The organism is Aurantimonas sp. (assembly GCF_964217435.1).
Taxonomy (GTDB): Bacteria; Pseudomonadota; Alphaproteobacteria; order Rhizobiales; family Rhizobiaceae; genus Aurantimonas; species Aurantimonas coralicida.
In genome coordinates this window covers 17,991-34,908 of sequence record NZ_CAXPJM010000014.1, presented here as the reverse complement: position 1 = coordinate 34,908, position 16,918 = coordinate 17,991, and the positions used below count along the sequence as shown (strand labels likewise).

Annotated in this window: 11 protein-coding genes; 9 read left to right on the top strand and 2 right to left on the bottom strand. The window is 68.5% G+C overall.

What is annotated here, in order from left to right; genetic code table 11:
- Window positions 1–20: 20 nt before the first annotated feature.
- From ACEQX1_RS07390 to ACEQX1_RS07350, 9 genes are all read left to right on the top strand, one after another.
- Window positions 21–425: a hypothetical protein gene (locus tag ACEQX1_RS07390; RefSeq protein WP_024348718.1), complete on the top strand. Its 405-nt coding sequence runs from the start codon at window positions 21–23 to the stop codon at window positions 423–425.
- A gap of 97 nt (window positions 426–522) precedes the next feature.
- A complete protein-coding gene (gene ccmI / locus ACEQX1_RS07385; RefSeq protein ID WP_370196663.1) occupies window positions 523–1,710 on the top strand; it encodes a c-type cytochrome biogenesis protein CcmI in 1,188 nt (395 codons plus the stop codon).
- The gene (ccmE, locus tag ACEQX1_RS07380) at window positions 1,707–2,204 is read left to right on the top strand and encodes a cytochrome c maturation protein CcmE (RefSeq protein WP_228238865.1); all 498 of its coding nucleotides are present in this window, start codon (window positions 1,707–1,709) and stop codon (window positions 2,202–2,204) included. Before ccmI ends, ccmE begins: the two co-directional genes overlap by 4 nt.
- Window positions 2,201–4,189, top strand: coding sequence for a heme lyase CcmF/NrfE family subunit (locus tag ACEQX1_RS07375; RefSeq protein ID WP_370196662.1), 1,989 nt, complete (start codon window positions 2,201–2,203; stop codon window positions 4,187–4,189). The genes ccmE and ACEQX1_RS07375 overlap by 4 nt, the downstream gene beginning before the upstream one ends.
- On the top strand, window positions 4,186–4,680 hold the full coding sequence (locus tag ACEQX1_RS07370) for a cytochrome c-type biogenesis protein CcmH (protein ID WP_370193529.1): 495 nt from the start codon (window positions 4,186–4,188) through the stop codon (window positions 4,678–4,680). The genes ACEQX1_RS07375 and ACEQX1_RS07370 overlap by 4 nt, the downstream gene beginning before the upstream one ends.
- A 150-nt stretch (window positions 4,681–4,830) precedes the next feature.
- Window positions 4,831–6,342 (top strand): Do family serine endopeptidase, encoded by a 1,512-nt coding sequence (locus tag ACEQX1_RS07365; RefSeq protein WP_370196661.1) that lies wholly within the window; start codon window positions 4,831–4,833, stop codon window positions 6,340–6,342.
- Between the two features lie 178 nt (window positions 6,343–6,520).
- A complete protein-coding gene (locus ACEQX1_RS07360; protein ID WP_024348712.1) occupies window positions 6,521–7,198 on the top strand; it encodes a response regulator transcription factor in 678 nt (225 codons plus the stop codon).
- Between the two features lie 6 nt (window positions 7,199–7,204).
- Window positions 7,205–8,638, top strand: coding sequence for an ATP-binding protein (locus ACEQX1_RS07355; protein ID WP_187392207.1), 1,434 nt, complete (start codon window positions 7,205–7,207; stop codon window positions 8,636–8,638).
- Complete coding sequence (locus ACEQX1_RS07350; protein WP_370193341.1) at window positions 8,607–11,630, top strand: bifunctional [glutamine synthetase] adenylyltransferase/[glutamine synthetase]-adenylyl-L-tyrosine phosphorylase; 3,024 nt, start codon at window positions 8,607–8,609, stop codon at window positions 11,628–11,630. The genes ACEQX1_RS07355 and ACEQX1_RS07350 overlap by 32 nt, the downstream gene beginning before the upstream one ends.
- Before the next feature lie 116 nt (window positions 11,631–11,746).
- Here ACEQX1_RS07350 and ACEQX1_RS07345 read toward each other — a convergent pair whose 3' ends face one another.
- Window positions 11,747–13,999 carry a PAS domain-containing sensor histidine kinase gene (locus ACEQX1_RS07345; RefSeq protein ID WP_370196660.1) on the bottom strand — a complete coding sequence of 751 codons (2,253 nt, stop codon included), beginning with the start codon at window positions 13,997–13,999 and terminating at the stop codon, window positions 11,747–11,749.
- Between the two features lie 228 nt (window positions 14,000–14,227).
- Entirely contained in the window at window positions 14,228–16,873 is a 2,646-nt protein-coding gene (gene pepN / locus ACEQX1_RS07340) for an aminopeptidase N (protein ID WP_370196684.1), read from the bottom strand.
- Between the last annotated feature and the right edge of the window lie 45 nt (window positions 16,874–16,918).

Sequence of the window (16,918 nt, the reverse complement as noted above, 5' to 3'; positions counted from 1 at the left end):
GCCGTATTCGGATGGATCATATGCGCATTGTCTTGAAGCTTCTGGTTCCGGTTCTGGCGCTTCCCGTGTCCGGTTGCCTGAGCGCCGGGTTCGGCGGCGGAACCCTGTCGCCGCCGACCGAGGGCGTCGCGGCGCTGGACGGCGGGCTGATCGGGCAGGATCCGGTGGGCCGGACGCTGCCGGAGGACGCCCGCGCCCGGGCGCTGGAAGCGGAATTCCAGGCACTGAACTTCGCCACGGCCGGACAGCCGGTCGCATGGAACGCCGACGGCTACAGCGGCGAGGTCGTGCCGACCCAGCTCTACCGCGTCGGTTCGCAGGACTGCCGGGGCTATTCGCATGTGTTCCAGGGCGAATCGCCGGCGGTGAAGGCGGTGGGAACCGCCTGCCGGACGGCCAGCGGCTTCTGGAAGCCGGTGGTCTGACGATCATGCGGCGCGCGGTCGACCTGCTTCGCCGCAGAGGGCGGGCGAGGCCGAAGGCCGCGTTTCCTTTGGCCGTCGCCGTGAGTATAGGGATGGCATGATCTTCTGGTTTATCGCCGCCGTGATGACGGCGGCCGTCACGCTTCTCTCGCTGTGGCCGCTGCTGCGCTCCCGGCAGGAGCATCTGGCCAGTCGTGCCGAGCACGACGTGGAAGTCTATTCCGCGCACTTGCGCGAGCTCGACGCGGATGTGGCGCGCGGGGCGATGGCGCCCGCCGAGGCCGAGACCGCAAGGGCGGAGATCGGCCGGCGCCTGCTGCGGGCCGCCGATCGCGGCAAAAGCGAGAGCCAAGCCGGCACCGCGTCGTGGCAGCGGCCGCGCATGCTGGCCGCCATCGTGGCGGTCGCGCTCCTCGTGCCGATCGGCTCGGTGGTGCTGTATGCCCAACTCGGCGGCGCGGGGCGCCCCGATGTGCCGCTGGCCGGACGCAGCGCGCCGACGAGCGGCCCCGGCGACATCCAGACCCTGATCGCGGGCGCCGAGGAACGGTTGCGCGCCGAGCCGGAGGATGGCCGCGGCTGGGATGTGCTGGCGCCGATCTATCTGCGGATCGGCCGCGTCGAGGATGCGGCCGAGGCCTTTCGCAACGGTATTCGCCTCAACGGTTCGTCGGCCGCCCGCGAAAGCGGACTGGGCGAGGCGCTGACGCAGCTTGCCGGCGGCGAGGTGACGGATGAGGCGCAGGCCGCCTTCGAACGGGCCGTGGCCGCCAATCCCGCGCATCTGCCGGCGAAGTTCTTCCTGGCGCTGAACCTGTCGCAGGAAGGGCGCCGCGACGAGGCGGTGACCGCCTGGACGCAGCTCGTCGAGATGAGCCCGCCGGATGCGCCGTGGCTGGAAATCGCCAATGCGGCGATCGCCGATGCGCGCGGTGAAGCGCCGCCGGCAGCTGCGACGGCGGACGCCGGAACCGCGGCGCCGGCGCGCGGGCCCGGCGAAGCCGACATCGCGGCCGCGGCCGACATGGCGGCGGAGGATCGCCGGGCGATGATCGAGGGCATGGTGTCGCAGCTTGCCGCCCGGCTGGAAACCGACCCGAACGATGTGGAAGGATGGAAGCGCCTGATCCGGTCCTATACCGTCCTCGGTGACGACGAGGCGGCGAGCGCGGCCTATCGCACGGCGCGCCGGACCTTTGCCGCCGATTCCGCCGCCGGCCGGGAAATCGCCGCTTTCGGCGACGAGCTTGGGCTGACCGCCGAGGGAGAGACGCAGACACAATGACCCGCAAGCAGAAGCGCCTCGCCTCGATCGCCACGATCCTCGTCGTCATCGGCGGCGCGGCCGCGCTCGTCCTGACCGCACTGTCCGACAGCGTCGCCTATTTCCATTCGCCGAGCGACATCGTCGCCAAGGCGCCTGCGCAGAGCCAGCGCATCCGGCTTGGGGGTCTCGTGGAGGCCGGCTCGGTCGTGCGCGACGGCTCGCAGCATGTCAGCTTCAAGGTGACCGACTCGCTGGAGAGCGTCGAGGTCGCCTATACCGGGCTCCTGCCGGATCTGTTTCGCGAAGGGCAGGGCGTCGTCACCGAAGGCACGCTGGGGCCTGACCGCATCTTCATCGCCGACACGGTGCTGGCCAAGCATGACGAGACCTACATGCCGAAGGAGGTCGTCGACGACCTGAAGGAGCGCGGGCTCTGGGAGGACGGCAAGGGCATGGTGAACAAGGACACGCCCGAGGCCGTGGTGACGCAGACGTCGGGGGCCGGCTCGTGATTGTCGAGATCGGCCATTACGCCCTGATCCTGGCGCTGTCCCTGTCGCTGGTGCAGTCGGTGCTGCCGGCGATCGGCGCGCGCAGCGGCGACGCCCGGATGATGGAAACCGGCACGATCACCGCCACCGGTGCCTTCGTTCTCCTGATGCTGTCCTTCTCGGCCCTGACGGCGGCCTATGTGACGTCGGACTTCTCGGTCCTCAACGTCTTTCAGAATTCGCATTCGCTGAAGCCGATGCTCTACAAGGTCACCGGCGTGTGGGGAAACCACGAGGGCTCGATGCTCCTGTGGGTCTTGATCCTCAGCCTGTTCGGTGCGCTGGTGGCACTGTTCGGCCGCGACCTGCCGGCCAGCCTGAAGGCCAATGTGCTGGCGGTGCAGGCCTGGATCACCGCCTGCTTCCTGCTCTTCATCCTGACCACGTCGAACCCGTTCACCCGCGTCTTTCCGGCGCCGATGGAGGGGCAGGACCTCAACCCGATCCTGCAGGACATCGGTCTCGCGATCCATCCGCCGCTGCTCTACCTCGGCTATGTCGGCTTCTCGATCGCCTTCTCCTTCGCCGTGGCGGCGCTGATCGACGGCCGCATCGACGCGGCCTGGGCCCGCTGGGTGCGGCCCTGGACGCTGACGGCCTGGGTGTTCCTGACCGCCGGCATCGCGATGGGCTCCTACTGGGCCTATTACGAGCTCGGCTGGGGCGGCTGGTGGTTCTGGGACCCGGTGGAGAACGCCTCCTTCATGCCGTGGCTGTCCGGCACTGCGCTGTTGCATTCGGCGCTGGTGATGGAAAAGCGCTCGGCCCTGAAGATCTGGACGATCCTCCTGGCGATCCTGACCTTCTCGCTGTCGCTGCTCGGTACCTTCCTGGTGCGCTCGGGCGTTTTGACCTCGGTGCATGCCTTCGCCACCGACCCGACCCGCGGTGTCTTCATCCTCGCCATTCTGTGCCTGTTCATCGGTGGGTCGCTGGCGCTGTTCGCGCTGCGCGCCTCGTCGCTGGAGGCGGGCGGCCTGTTCGCGCCGATCAGCCGCGAGGGCGCGCTGGTCGTCAACAATCTGTTCCTGACGACGGCCACCGCGACGGTGCTGGTCGGCACGCTCTATCCGCTGGTGCTGGAAGTCCTGGGCGGCGCCAAGATCTCGGTCGGCGAGCCGTTCTTCAACCTCACCTTCGGCCCGCTGATGGTGCCGCTGCTGTTTGCCGTGCCGTTCGGCCCGCTGCTGGCGTGGAAGCGCGGCGACCTTCTGGCCGCGGCGCAGCGTCTGTATTTCGCCATCGGCGCGGCCATGCTGACCATCCTCATCGCCGTGGCGCTGACCTCGGGCACGCGCATCCTGGCGGCGCTCGGCTTCGGCCTCGCGGTGTGGCTGATGGCCGGTGCCCTGACCGATCTGTTCGTGCGGGCGAATTTCGCCAAGGTCGGCTGGCGCACGGGTCTTGCCCGCATGCGCGGGCTCCCGCGCTCGGCCTTCGGCACGGTGCTGGCGCATTTCGGCCTCGGCGTGACGGTGCTCGGCGTGATCACCGCCTCGGCCTTCCAGACCGAGACCGTGACCGCGATGCGGGCCGGGCAGACGGTGAATGCGGGCGGCTACGAGGTGCGCTACGAGGGCGCCCAGCAGCGGCAGGGGCCGAATTACGAGGAGCAGGTGGGCACGTTCACCCTGCGCCGCGACGGTCTCGATGCCGGCACGATCGAAAGCGCCAAGCGCTTCTACCCGGCGCGGCAGATGCCGACGACCGAGGCCGGCATCCACACACGCTGGTTCTCGCAGCTCTACATCTCGCTGGGCGATCCCTCGCCGGATGGCGCGTCGATCGTCGTGCGCGTCTGGTGGAAGCCGCTGATCACGCTGATCTGGATCGGCGCGATCTTCATGGCGGTGGGCGGCACGGTGTCGCTGTTCGACCGGCGCCTGCGGGTCGGTGCGCCGGCGCGCAGCCGCAAGCGGCAGCTGGCAGCGGGAGCCGAAGCGTGATCCGGCCGGGCTGGCGCGCCATCGCTGCGAGCCTCGTGCTCTCCATCTTCGTGATCGCCGGGCCACAAGGCGCGGCACCGGCATTCGCGGTGACGCCTGACGAGGTGCTGAGCGATCCGACGCTGGAAGCGCGGGCGCGGCAACTGTCGACCGGGCTGCGCTGCCTCGTCTGCCAGAACCAGTCGATCGACGACAGCAATGCCGATCTCGCCAAGGATCTGCGGCTCCTGGTGCGCGAGCGGCTGGTGGCGGGCGACACGGATGACGAGGTCATCGACTATCTGGTCTCGCGCTATGGCGAGTTCGTGCTGTTGAAGCCGCGCTTCGACTGGGCGACGCTGGCGCTGTGGGGCACGCCGGTGGTGGTGCTTCTGGCCGGGATCGGGTTTGCCATTATCACCGTGCGCGGCCGTCGGCAGGCCACGGCGCCGACGGCGCTCTCGCCGGAAGAGGAAGCGGCGATCGCCGAGGTGACGCGCTCGCGCGGCTGACGGTTCCGGGCGTCCGGGCGCCAACCTTACGAAGATTTCACACGCCCGAAAAGGTCCCGTAATCTGGCAATCCCTAGATTGGCATCCATCGATGGCGCACGGCTCGTGCCGGCGCCACAGGGATCGAAGACCAATCGAAGAGGGTTTCCAATGCGCAACGATGCGAACAAGACGAAGCGTGGCGGTCTGATTGCCGGCGTTCTGGCCGCGGGCGTCGCCAGCGTCGCGCTGACCGGCGTCGTCGGCAACACCGTGCCGGTCTTCGCCGAGCCGGTGAAGGTCGAGGCACCGGTCCAGAATTTCGGCTTTGCCGACGTGGTGGAGAAGGTCTCGCCCGCCGTCGTCTCCGTCCGTGTCACCCAGGAAGTGACCCCGACCATGTCGCAGGGCCGCGGCCCGCAGATGGGTAGCCCCTTCGACAGCCTGCCGGAAGATCACCCGCTGCGCCGCTTCTTCGACGTGCCGGGCGGCGACAACGCCCCGAACGGCATGCGCCCGGATCGCGAGCCGCGTACCCGCATGGGCCAGGGCTCGGGCTTCTTCATCTCCGACGACGGCTTCGTCGTGACCAACAACCACGTGGTCGAGGGCGGCAGCCAGTACACGGTCGTCATGGATGACGGCACGGAGTACGACGCCGAGCTGATCGGCACCGATCCGCGCACCGATCTCGCGCTGCTCAAGGTCGACGAGAGCAACACCAAGTTCACCTATGTCGAGTTCGGCGACGACGACGCTGTGCGCATCGGCGAATGGGTCGTGGCAGTCGGCAACCCGTTCGGTCTCGGCGGCTCGGTGACGGCCGGCATCGTCTCGGCCCGCGGCCGCGACATCGGCGCCGGCCCCTATGACGACTTCCTGCAGATCGACGCGGCGGTGAACCGCGGCAATTCCGGCGGCCCGGCCTTCGGTCTCGACGGCAAGGTCATCGGCGTCAACACGGCGATCTTCTCGCCGTCGGGTGGCAATGTCGGCATCGCCTTCGCGATCCCTGCCTCGGTCGCCAAGGACGTCATCCAGTCGCTGCGCGAGGACGGCAGTGTCGAGCGCGGCTGGCTGGGCGTGCAGATCGCGCCGGTCACCGACGACATCGCCGAGGCGGTCGGCCTCGACGAGGAGAAGGGCGCCATCGTCACCCTGCCGGACAACGAGACCCCGGCGACCAAGGCCGGCATCAAGACCGGCGACGTGATCACCGCAGTCAACGGCGAGACGGTCGAGGGTCCGCGCGAGCTGGCTCGCATGATCGGCAATTACCGTCCGGACACCAAGGTCGACGTGACCATCTGGCGCGACGGCAAGGCGCAGGACGTGTCGGTGGAACTGGGCAATCTGTCCAGCCTCGACGAGGCCGCCTCGGCCCGCGGTTCGGGCGTTCCGGTCGATCCGTCCTCGCTGTCGGGCTACGGCCTGACCCTGACCCCGTCGGAAGACGGCGAGGGTGTCGTGGTCACCGACGTGAAGCCGGATTCCTCGGCCTCCGAGAAGGGCATCAAGGCCGGCGACATCATCATCGCGGTGAACGGCGAGACGGTCGAGACCCAGAAGGACGTGCAGTCGGCGATCGACGCCGCTGCGGAATCCGGTCGCAAGGCGGCGCTGTTCCAGCTCCAGACCAATGGGCAGAACCGCTTCGTGGCGCTGCCGATCGCCAAGAGCTGATCCTTCCGACGATGATGGCGAGGCCTTCGGGCCTCGCTCTCTCCACCCGCGGCGGCTGACCGACGCGCCAGGCCTGCGCCCGGCACGCCGGTCAGCCGCTTTTCTTTTGCGCCGAATGGTTCACATAGGAGAAACCGAGATGTCCTTCTCCCCGAGCCCCGCAACGCTGCCCGACCCCATGCGCATCCTGATCATCGAAGACGACAGCGAAGCCGCGGCCTATCTGGTCAAGGCGCTGCGCGAGGCCGGCCACGTCGCCGAACATGCCGGCGACGGCGACGACGGCTTTCACATGGCCGACAGCCGCAGCTACGACGTCCTCGTCGTCGACCGCATGCTGCCGAGGCGCGACGGCCTGTCGATCATCTCGGGCCTGCGCGAAAAGGGCAACGAGACGCCGGCGCTGATCCTGTCGGCGCTGGGACAGGTGGACGACCGGGTCACCGGCCTGCGGGCGGGCGGCGACGACTACCTCGCCAAGCCCTTCGCGATTTCCGAGCTCCTGGCGCGGATCGAGGTGCTGGGGCGGCGGCGCGGCAGCAAGGACGTCGAGACCAGCTACCGGGTCGGCGACCTAGAGCTCGACCGGCTGTCCCACGAGGTGCGCCGCAACGGCAAGCCGATCGTGCTGCAGCCGCGCGAGTTCCGGCTGCTCGAATATCTGATGAAGCACGCCAACCAGGTCGTGACCCGCACGATGCTCTTGGAGAATGTCTGGGACTATCATTTCGACCCCCAGACCAACGTGATCGACGTGCATATCTCGCGGCTGCGCTCCAAGATCGAGCGCGACTTCGACACGCCGCTGCTGCACACGGTGCGCGGCTCGGGCTACATCATGCGCAGCGACGCGTAAGCCCCGATGGCGCGTTTAAAGGCCCTGATGCGGATGACCGCCGTCCGATTGTCGGCGGTCTATTTCCTGCTGTTCTCGGTCGCCGCCGTGATCCTCGTCTTCTATGTCACCGCGACGGCGTCGAGCATCCTGCAGAACCAGAGCCGGGCGGCGATCAACGAGGAAATCGGCGAGATCGCGCAGATCTACGATGCCGCTGGCATTGCCGGCCTGGTGCGCACCATCGACCGCCGCGCGCGCCAGCCGGGTGCCTCGCTCTATCTCGTCACCGACGCCACCGGACGCATTCTCGCCGGCAATGTGGAGAGCCTGCAGGCGGGCGTCCTCGACGAGGGCGGCTTCACCGAACAGCCCTTCGGCTACGAGCGCTTCGCCGACGATCCGGGCGACCGCTACCATCTGGCGGTGGCGCAGGTGGTCAGCATGCCGAACGGCATGCGGGTGCTGGTCGGCCGCGACCAGACCGAGCAGGAACGCTTCCGCCAGATCGTGCGCAGCGCGCTGATCCTGGCCTTTGCGCTGATGGGGGCGGCGGCGCTGTTCGCGTGGTTCCTTGTCGGACGGCAGGCACTGCAGCGCCTCGACCGCATGTCCGGGGCGAGCGCGCGGATCCTGGCCGGTGATTTGACCGAACGCCTGCCGGTGACCGGCACGGGCGACGAGTTCGACCGGCTGTCGGACAATCTCAACACGCTGCTTGCCCGCGTCGCCCTGCTGCAGGAGGGCCTGCGCCAGGTCTCCGACAACATCGCGCACGATCTGAAGACGCCGCTGACGCGCCTGCGCAACCGTGCCGAGGCGGCGCTGTCGGCCGATGTCGACGCCGCCGGCACGCGCACCGTCCTGGAGGGGATGATCTCCGAGGCGGACCAGATGATCCGCACCTTCGACGCGCTGCTGATGATCTCGCGGGTCGAGGCGGGATCGCACCCGGTGATCAAGACCCGGGTCGACGTCGCCGGGATCGTGGCGGATGTCTGCGAACTCTACGAGCCGCTCGCCGAGGAAGCAGGCGCGACGCTGGTCTTTGTGCCGAGCCCGCCGGTGCAGGCCTCCGTCAGCCGCGAACTGATCGCCCAGGCCCTGTCGAACCTGATCGACAACGCGCTGAAATACGGCGTTGCGGATGGCGGCGGCGCCAGGATCGCCGTGCGGCTCGAGCTGACCGATGGCGTCTGTCGCCTGTCGGTGTCGGACGACGGTCCCGGCGTGCCCGCCGACCAGCGCGAGCGCGTGCTGGAGCGCTTCTACCGCCTCGACCAGAGCCGCTCGCTGCCGGGCTCCGGCCTCGGCCTGTCGCTGGTCCAGGCGATCGCGCGGGTGCATGGCGGACGTCTCGCGCTTGAGGATGCGGCGCCGGGCCTTAGAGTGGTCCTGGAGTTTCCTCAGGATGGAAAGACGGTCGCCGATGGCGAAACAGGACACGGCGCAAGAGCATGACAGCGATCTGGGCATCGGCGGCGACATCGCCCCGACGCCGCTCGATCCCGGCAAGGCGGAGGCGTGGCTCACTGACCTGAGCAAGGCGGCGGCGGCGCAGGATCTGACGCGGCTCGGCGAATTTCTCGCGCGGGGCGGCCCGGACGTGGCGCGGCTCGGCGCGGTGCTCGACCTCTCGACCTATCTCAACACCCAGATGCTCCAGCACCCCGAATGGCTCGACGCGCTGTTCGACGCGCCGGCCCGCGAGAGGATCGCGCAGCGGATCGGCGAGTTGCGCGACATGGAGGTGGCGGAACAGGGCGAGACGGCGCTGATGGCGACGATCCGCCTGATCAAGCGCGAGGTCTCGCTGCTGATCGCGCTGCGCGACCTGTTCGGCGCGGCGAGCGTCAAGGAGACCACCGAGGACCTCTCGCAACTGGCCGAAGCGGCGGTCGCCACGGCGCTGCGCTTCTGCCTGATCGCGGCCCACAAGAGTGGCAAGATCGTGCTGCCTCACCCGGCCGACCCGGAGGCTGGATGCGGGCTGTTCGTCCTCGGCATGGGCAAGCTGGGCGCGCGCGAACTGAACTATTCCAGCGATGTCGACCTGATCGTCTTCTTCGATCCCGAGCAGTCGGTCGCCGCTGATCCGAGCGAATCGGTCGACACCTTCTCGCGCATCGTGCGGCGGCTCGTGCGGATCGTTGGCGAGCGGACCGCCGACGGCTATGTCTTCCGCACCGATCTGCGGCTGCGGCCCGACCCGGGCGCGATGCCGCTGGCGATCTCCACCGATGCGGCGATGAGCTATTACGAAGGCTCGGGGCGCAACTGGGAGCGCGCCGCCATGATCAAGGCCTGCACCATCGCCGGTGACCGGGCGGCGGGCGAGGCGTTCCTGCAGGAGCTGACGCCCTTCGTCTGGCGCAAATATCTCGACTTCGCGGCGATCGCCGACATCCAGGCGATGAAGACTCGTATCGATCGCCATCGCGGCTTCGACGACATCGCCGTCGGCGGCCACAATGTGAAGCTCGGCCGGGGCGGCATTCGCGAGGTCGAGTTCTTCGTCCAGGCGCAGCAGCTCATCGCCGGCGGACGGGCACCGCAATTGCGCAGCCGGCGCACGGACGAGGCGCTGCAGGAGCTGGCCGAGGGAAGCTGGATCACCGCCGATACGGCCCGCGACCTCCTCGAGGATTACTGGTTCCTGCGGCGGATCGAGCACTGCATCCAGATGGTCGCCGACGAGCAGAGCCACACGCTGCCGGAGGACGAGGAAGGGCTGGAACGCATTGCGCGGCTGGCCGGCTTTGCCGATCGCGAGGCCTTCGCCGAGGCGCTGCTGTCGCATCTGCGCCGCGTGGACCGGCACTATACCAGCCTGTTCAACGACGGCCGCGAGCGCGATGCCGGCGAGGGCGAGGAGGCGGTCTCCAAGCGCCTCCTGTCCAGCGAGGACGATCCCGACGCGCTGGCGCGGCTGAAGGAGCTGGGCTTCGCCCGGCCGGAGGACGTCGCGCGGATCGTGCGCGGATGGGGGTTCGGCCGCTATCGCTCGACGCGGTCGGAGACGGCGCGCGAGCGTCTGGCTTCCGGCCTGCCGATGCTGCTGGCGGCCTTTTCCAACGCCAAGGACCCGGACGGGGCGATCGCCGCCTTCGACACGTTTCTGGCGGGGCTGCCGGCGGGCATCCAGTTCTTCTCGCTGATCGCCTCCAACCCCCGCATCCTCGACCTTCTGGCGCTGATCATCACCTCGGCCCCGGCGCTGCGCGAGACCATCGCGGCGCGCCCGCACGTCTTCGACGCGCTGCTCGACCCGGCCTTCTTCGACGAGGTGCCCGAGAGCGCGATGATGGAGAAGCGGCTGGCGAGCTTCCTGTCGGAGGCGAACGGCTACGAGGACATTCTGGCGCGGCTGCGGATCTTCGCGTCCGAACAGCGTTTCCTGGTCGGTGCGCGCCTCCTCAGCGGCGTCGTCGACGTCGGCGAGGCGGGGCCGGCCTTCTCCAACATCGCCAATGTGGTGCTGGACGCCACGCTGAAGGCGGTCGGCGATGCCTTCGCCGAGAAGCATGGCCGGGTGCCCGGCGCGCGGCTGGCACTGCTCGGCATGGGGCGGCTGGGCAATTGCGAGCTGACGGCCGGCTCCGACGTCGACCTGATCCTGCTCTACGACCACGACCCGGATGTCGAGGAATCGGACGGCGACAAGCCGCTCGCCACGGGGCTGTATTTCGCCCGGCTGACCCAGCGGCTGATCGCCGCGCTGACCGTGCAGATGCGCGAGGGCATCCTGTACGAAGTCGATTTCCGCCTGCGCCCGTCGGGCAACATGGGGCCGCTGGCGACGCGCATCGATTCCTTCCGCCGCTACCAGGCGACCGACGCCTGGACGTGGGAGCGCATGGCGCTGACCCGGTCGCGGCCGATCGCCGGCGATCCGGAGTTCCGCGACGAGGTCGGCCACACCATCTGCGACATTCTCGGCGAGGCCCGCGACGAGGCCATGACCAGCCGCGACGTGGCCGACATGCGGGCGCGGCTCGACCGCGACAAGCCGCCCAAGGGCCCGCTCGATCTGAAGCTGATCCCGGGCGGCCTGATCGACCTGGAGTTCCTGGCGCAATGGGCCTTGCTGACCGGGCGGGCCGATTCCGATCTCGTCGGCAGCCCGACCGTATCCGTCCTTTCGGCCGCCGATCTGGCCGCCGTGGATGCCGACGGAGCGCCGGTGGACCTACCGGGTGCGATGCGGACCTATACGTCGGTCATCCAGATCCTGCGGCTCGGCCCGACCGGGGTCGAGCGGATCGAGGATCTGCCGCCGGGGCTGGCCGACCGGCTGACGCGGGCACTGGGGCTGGAGGAGCCGGGCGAGGTGGCGCCGTTGCTCGCCGAAACGGCGGCGCGGGTGCGGCACGCCTTCAACACGCTGCTGCCTGTCTCCGGCGAGGACGAGACGGCGCCGGCCGATACCGCGACGGCGGCGCAAGGGGGCTGATAACGTCCTCTGCCATGTCGGCCGCGCGATCCGTTGTCGCCTGGCTCTCTAGCGGGGACTGATCTTCGCAGGGCTGCGGGCGCGGTCGTGCCTGCGCGGCGTTGCCGCGAAGGGGGTCAGGCGACGGAGGCCGCGTCGAGCGCTTCCGTCTGTGCCGGGGCGGGGGTGAGCGGCAGGCGAATGGCGACGATGGTGCCTTCGCCGACCTGCGAGCTGATCCGCATGCGGCCGCCCTGCAGGGCCACCAGCGACCGGGCGATGGCGAGGCCGAGACCGGTGCCCTTGTTGGTGCGGGTCAGCTCGTTCTCGATCTGCTCGAAGGGCTTGCCGAGGCTCTTCAGCGCGGCGCGGGGAATGCCCATGCCGTTGTCGGCGATGGTGATCAACGCCGCGTCGCCGACCGTGCGCAGCTTCATCTTCACCGTGCCGCCATTGTCGGTGAACTTCACGGCGTTCGACAGAAGGTTCAGCACGATCTGCTTGGTCGCGCGGCGGTCCACCGTCAGCTCCATGCGCTCCGGCACGTCGGCATTGAGGCGGATCGCCTTCTGGTCGGCCTGGACCTCGATGATCTTGCCCGTCTCGGTGGCGATCTCGCTGAGGTCGACGGTCTCGTGGTTCAGGACGAGGCGACCGGCCTCGATCTTGGCCATGTCGAGAATGTCGTTGATCAGTTTCAGCAGGTAGTGGCCGCTCTGGTGGATGTCCTCGGCGTACTCGCCGTATTTCGGACAGCCGATCGGGCCGAAAGTGCCCTGGCGCATGATCTCGGAGAAGCCGAGAATGGCGTTGAGCGGCGTGCGCAGCTCGTGGGACATGTTGGCCAGGAAGGTGGTCTTGGCGCTCGAGGCCGTCTCGGCGCGCTCCTTCTCGGCGGCGTAGTTCTGGTTCATCTCGGTCAGCTGGACCGCCTTGCGCTCGGCATCGCGCCGGGCGATCGACAGATCGTCGATGACCGCCATCAACCGGCGCTCGGAATCCGACAGACGGGCCTGATGCAGCTTGAGCTGGGTGACGTCGGTGCCGATGGAGACGAAGCCGTCGTCGGCGGTGCGGCGCTCGGACAGGAGCAGCCAGCGGCCGTCGGGCAGCAGCGCCTCGGAGGCGCGCTCGCCGCTGGCGAAGGTCGGGCTGGTCACGGCATGGCTGTCGATCGGCTTGCGGGCCTTGGCCATGACGGTGGCCAGCGGCGTGCCGCGGGCCACGTCCGCCTCGGTCAGGCCGAAGGTCTCGCGATATTTGGAATTGCAGAGGACCAGGCGATCCTGGCTGTCGCACAGGACGAAGGTCTCGGAGATGTTCTCGATGGCGTTGTTGAGCTGGGTGTTGGCCTCGTCGGTGCGGCGCGCCAGCTCCTGCTGCTCGGACACGTCGACGGCCACGCCGATCAGGTGGACCTCGTTCTCGGCGGTGCGCGACACCTCGGCGCGGGCCCGCAGCCAGACATAGCTGCCGTTGCGGTGGCGCATGCGGAAGACGCGGTCGAGGCTGGTGATCTTGCCGGCGGCGACCTGCCGGGCGACCTCGAACAGGCTGCCGTCGTCGGGATGCATCAGCGGCGCGATGTCGCCGAAGGCCAGGACGCTGTCCCTGGGGCAGAGGTCGAGAATTTCATACATGGAGCGCGACCAGTACATGCGGCCGCGCGCGATATCCCAGTCCCAGAGGCCGCAATGGCCGCGCGACAGGGCGGTATCCACCCGCTGATGAGTTTCCAGATACAGCGCGTCGGCGTCCTGGGCCCGCGTCGCCTGGCGGAAATAGGCATAGAGCACAACCAGCATGATCGTGGAGGTCAGCGCGAAGAGCGTGACGTTGACCGAGACCGAATGGCGCCATTCGGACAGAAGGTCGGTCTCGCGCTGGACGAAGGTGAGGATGCCCTGATTGTCGGCGAGGCGGGCGCTGGCGACGAGAGCCGGTTCGCTGCCGAAGCGGGTGTCCTGCACGCCGGCGCGCTCGCCGAACATCAAAAGTTCCTGGTGCTCGCCGATCAGGCGCTTGAGGTCACCGCCGACGAGGTTCTCGAAGCCGGGCATGGCCGCGACGATCATGCCGTCACTGTCGCTGACCACGGCGAAGCGGCCGTGGCGCAGGAGTTCGGCGGGCAGGGCGCTGGCCAGCAGATCTGCGGCCAGCGCGACGCCGTCGCTATCGGCCTCGATGGCGTGGCTCTCGGCGCGCATCAGCGCTGTGGCGATGGTCAGATCGCGGACGGCACCCTCTTCGAGAGCCATCCGCTCCTCGACGAGGGTCGCCAGGCGGATGACCGCCGCGAGCGCCAGGAAGGAGACGATGAGGATGGGGATCGAGCGGCGAAGCGCCTTCTCGGAGCGCAGAAGCTGTCGGTAGGCCGGGGCCGCCAACATCTTGGCGTGTCCAGCAATTTCCGTTCGCGCAGTCAGCAGGGCCTCGAATCGGGACAATAGTCCCCCTGCCGGCGCGTTGGACGCGTCCGCTCGCATGCTCACCCCTCGTAAACCGCATCTTAACGATCAGGAACGCCGCCGATCCGAATCATTACCAATTGAGCAAATGCGAATCACCTTGTCCAGCGTGGAATTGCGGCAGAATCTGGGAGTCAACGAATTGATGAGTCATTTCAAAGACCTTCCCAAGATATCTCCAAGATCCGTCGAAAGATGTTCAGTCTCAAGCAGTTGCCGCAGAGTCGTTTCGGCCTGCCCGCGGCGGGTCGGCTCGAAGCTGCGCCACGACCGGAAGGTGGTTGCGATGCGCGCCGCGATCTGCGGATTGAGGCGGTCGAGCTCGACCAGCCGCTCGGCCACCCAGCGATAGCCTGCGCCGTCGGGGCGATGGAAGGCGAGCTGGTTGCCCGCCGCGAAGGTGCCGATGACGGCGCGCACGCGGTTCGGGTTGCGCATCGAGAATTTGGCGTGGCCGGTGAGGGCGATCACCGTCTCCAGCGTTTCGGGCCGCGGCACGGTCGCCTGCAGGGCAAACCATTTGTCGAGGACCAACTCGTCGGTCTCGAAGCGCCGGTAGAAATCGTCGAGAGCGGCCTGCGAGGCCGGGGCGTCCGGGAAGCGATGGACGAGGATGCCGAGCGCGGCGAGGCGGTCGGTCATGTTGGAGGCGCTGGCATATTGCGCCTCGGCTGCCGCCGGGTCGTTCGTGGCGGCCGTCAGATAGGCGAGCGCCGCATTGGCGAGCGAACGCCGGCCGGCGCTTTCGGCGTCCGGGGAGAAGGTCTGGACCGTCGCCATCTCGGCGGCCAGTCGCTCGAAGACCTGCACGCCTGCGCTGCCGATCGCCTTGCGGGCGGCGTCCACCACGTCGTGGACGATCTGCGGGTCGACGTCGCGGCCGAGCATGCGTGCCACGTCCGGTTCGGCCGGCAGGGCCAGGGCCTGCGCCCGGAAGGCGGGCTCCAGCGCGGGGTCGGCGGCGGTGACCAGCACCGCGTCGACGATCTCCGCCGGCAGCGGCGAGGCGGTCGCCGCCCCGCCCGCGCGGCAGGCACGCACCATCGCCTCGCCGAGGAGATCGTTGAGGACGCTCCAGCGGTTGAAGAGGTTGGGGTCGAGCCGCGCCAGTGCCAGCCGATCGGCTTCGCTCTGGGCGAAGTCGAGATTCACCGGGGCGGAGAAGTCGCGCAGGATCGAGAGGTAGGGGCGCTCGCCGAGATTCTCGAAGACCAGCGTCGTCTCGGCCTCGGTCAGGTGAATGACGTCGCCCTCCACGTCCGGGCCATGGGTCGGCACGGCGTCCTTGTCCTGGCCGTTGGAGCCGACGAGGCCGAAGCGGATCGGGATATGGACCGGATCGGCCCTCGTGCCGGCGGCACCCGGCTCGAGCGACTGGCGCAGGGTGACGGTCAGCCGGTCGGTGCCGGCATCGTAGTCCTCGCGCACCGACAGGGTCGGGGTGCCGGCCTGGTTGTACCAGACCGCCAGATGCGAGAGGTCGACGCCCGTGGCCGCCTCGAAGCAGGCGAGATAATCTTCGATCGTGGCGGCGTCGCCGTCATGGCGCTCGAAATAGAGGTCCATCCCCTTCCGGAAGCCGTCCTCGCAGAGGATGGTGGCGAGCATCCGGACGATCTCGGCGCCCTTGTCGTAGACGGTCGCCGTGTAGAAGTTGTTGATCTCCCTGTATTCCGTCGGCCGGACGGGATGCTGGAGCGGGCCCTGATCCTCGGGGAACTGGTGCGCCTTCAGGCGCCGGACCGAGCCGATGCGCTGGACCGTGGCGGAGCGCTCGTCGGCGCTGAACTCCTGGTCGCGATAGACCGTCAGGCCTTCCTTCAGGCAGAGCTGGAACCAGTCGCGGCAGGTGATGCGATTGCCGGTCCAGTTGTGGAAATATTCGTGGGCGATCACTGTCTCGACGCCGGCATAGTCGGTGTCGGTCGCCGTCTGCGGATCGAGCAGCACGTATTTGTGGTTGAAGACGTTGAGGCCCTTGTTCTCCATCGCGCCCATGTTGAAGTCGGCGATGGCGACGATGTTGAACACGTCGAGATCGTATTCGCGGCCGAAGCGGCGCTCGTCCCAGACCATCGACCGCTTCAGCGCGTCCATGGCGTAGCCGGCCTGCCCGGCGCGGCCCTTCTCGGTGTAGACGGCGAGTTCGACCGGCTTGCCGCTGGCGGTGGTGAAGGGCTCGCGGATGGAATCGAGATCGCCGGCGACCAGCGCGAAGAGATAGGCCGGCTTGTTGAACGGGTCGTCCCAGACGGCGTAATGGCGGCCGTCGCCGAGATCGCCGCTCTCGGTCGGGTTGCCGTTCGACAGGAGGACCGGGGCGGCGGTGCGGTCGGCCTCGATGCGGACCCGGTAGGGGGCGAGCACGTCGGGCCGGTCGAGGAAATAGGTGATGCGGCGAAAGCCCTCGGCCTCGCACTGGGTGCACCAGATGCCGTTGGAGCGGTAGAGCCCCATCAGCTTGGTGTTCTCTTCCGGCACGATGCGGGTGGCGATGTCGAGGAGGAAGCGGTCGCGGGCCGGGGCCTGGCGGATCGTCAGCCGGTCGGGCGTCGCCGTATAGGCGTCGGCCTCGAGCACGGCGCCGTCGAGGGCAAGGCCGGTTAGGGTCAGTTCGTCGCCGTCCAGCACCAGCGGCGCATCCTCGGCCACGCCGTCGCGGCGCTCCAGCACCAGCCGCGTGTCGATCTCGGCCCGGCCTTCGAACAGGCGGACCGTCATGTCCACGCAATGCAGGATGAAATCGGTCGGGCGATAATCTTCCAGCCGGATCGTCTGGCCGTCTTCACTGCGCAGCATGGGCTTCCCTTTCCTGATTTTCCCGGCAGTTAGACCGGAAAC

Coding starts and splice junctions, on each gene's coding strand:
- ACEQX1_RS07390 (WP_024348718.1), top strand. CDS start 21: ATGCGCATTGTCTTGAAGCTTCTGGTTCCGGTTCTGGCGCTTCCCGTG.
- ccmI (WP_370196663.1), top strand. CDS start 523: ATGATCTTCTGGTTTATCGCCGCCGTGATGACGGCGGCCGTCACGCTT.
- ccmE (WP_228238865.1), top strand. CDS start 1,707: ATGACCCGCAAGCAGAAGCGCCTCGCCTCGATCGCCACGATCCTCGTC.
- ACEQX1_RS07365 (WP_370196661.1), top strand. CDS start 4,831: ATGCGCAACGATGCGAACAAGACGAAGCGTGGCGGTCTGATTGCCGGC.
- ACEQX1_RS07360 (WP_024348712.1), top strand. CDS start 6,521: ATGCGCATCCTGATCATCGAAGACGACAGCGAAGCCGCGGCCTATCTG.
- ACEQX1_RS07355 (WP_187392207.1), top strand. CDS start 7,205: ATGGCGCGTTTAAAGGCCCTGATGCGGATGACCGCCGTCCGATTGTCG.
- ACEQX1_RS07350 (WP_370193341.1), top strand. CDS start 8,607: ATGGCGAAACAGGACACGGCGCAAGAGCATGACAGCGATCTGGGCATC.
- ACEQX1_RS07345 (WP_370196660.1), bottom strand. CDS start 13,999: ATGTTGGCGGCCCCGGCCTACCGACAGCTTCTGCGCTCCGAGAAGGCG.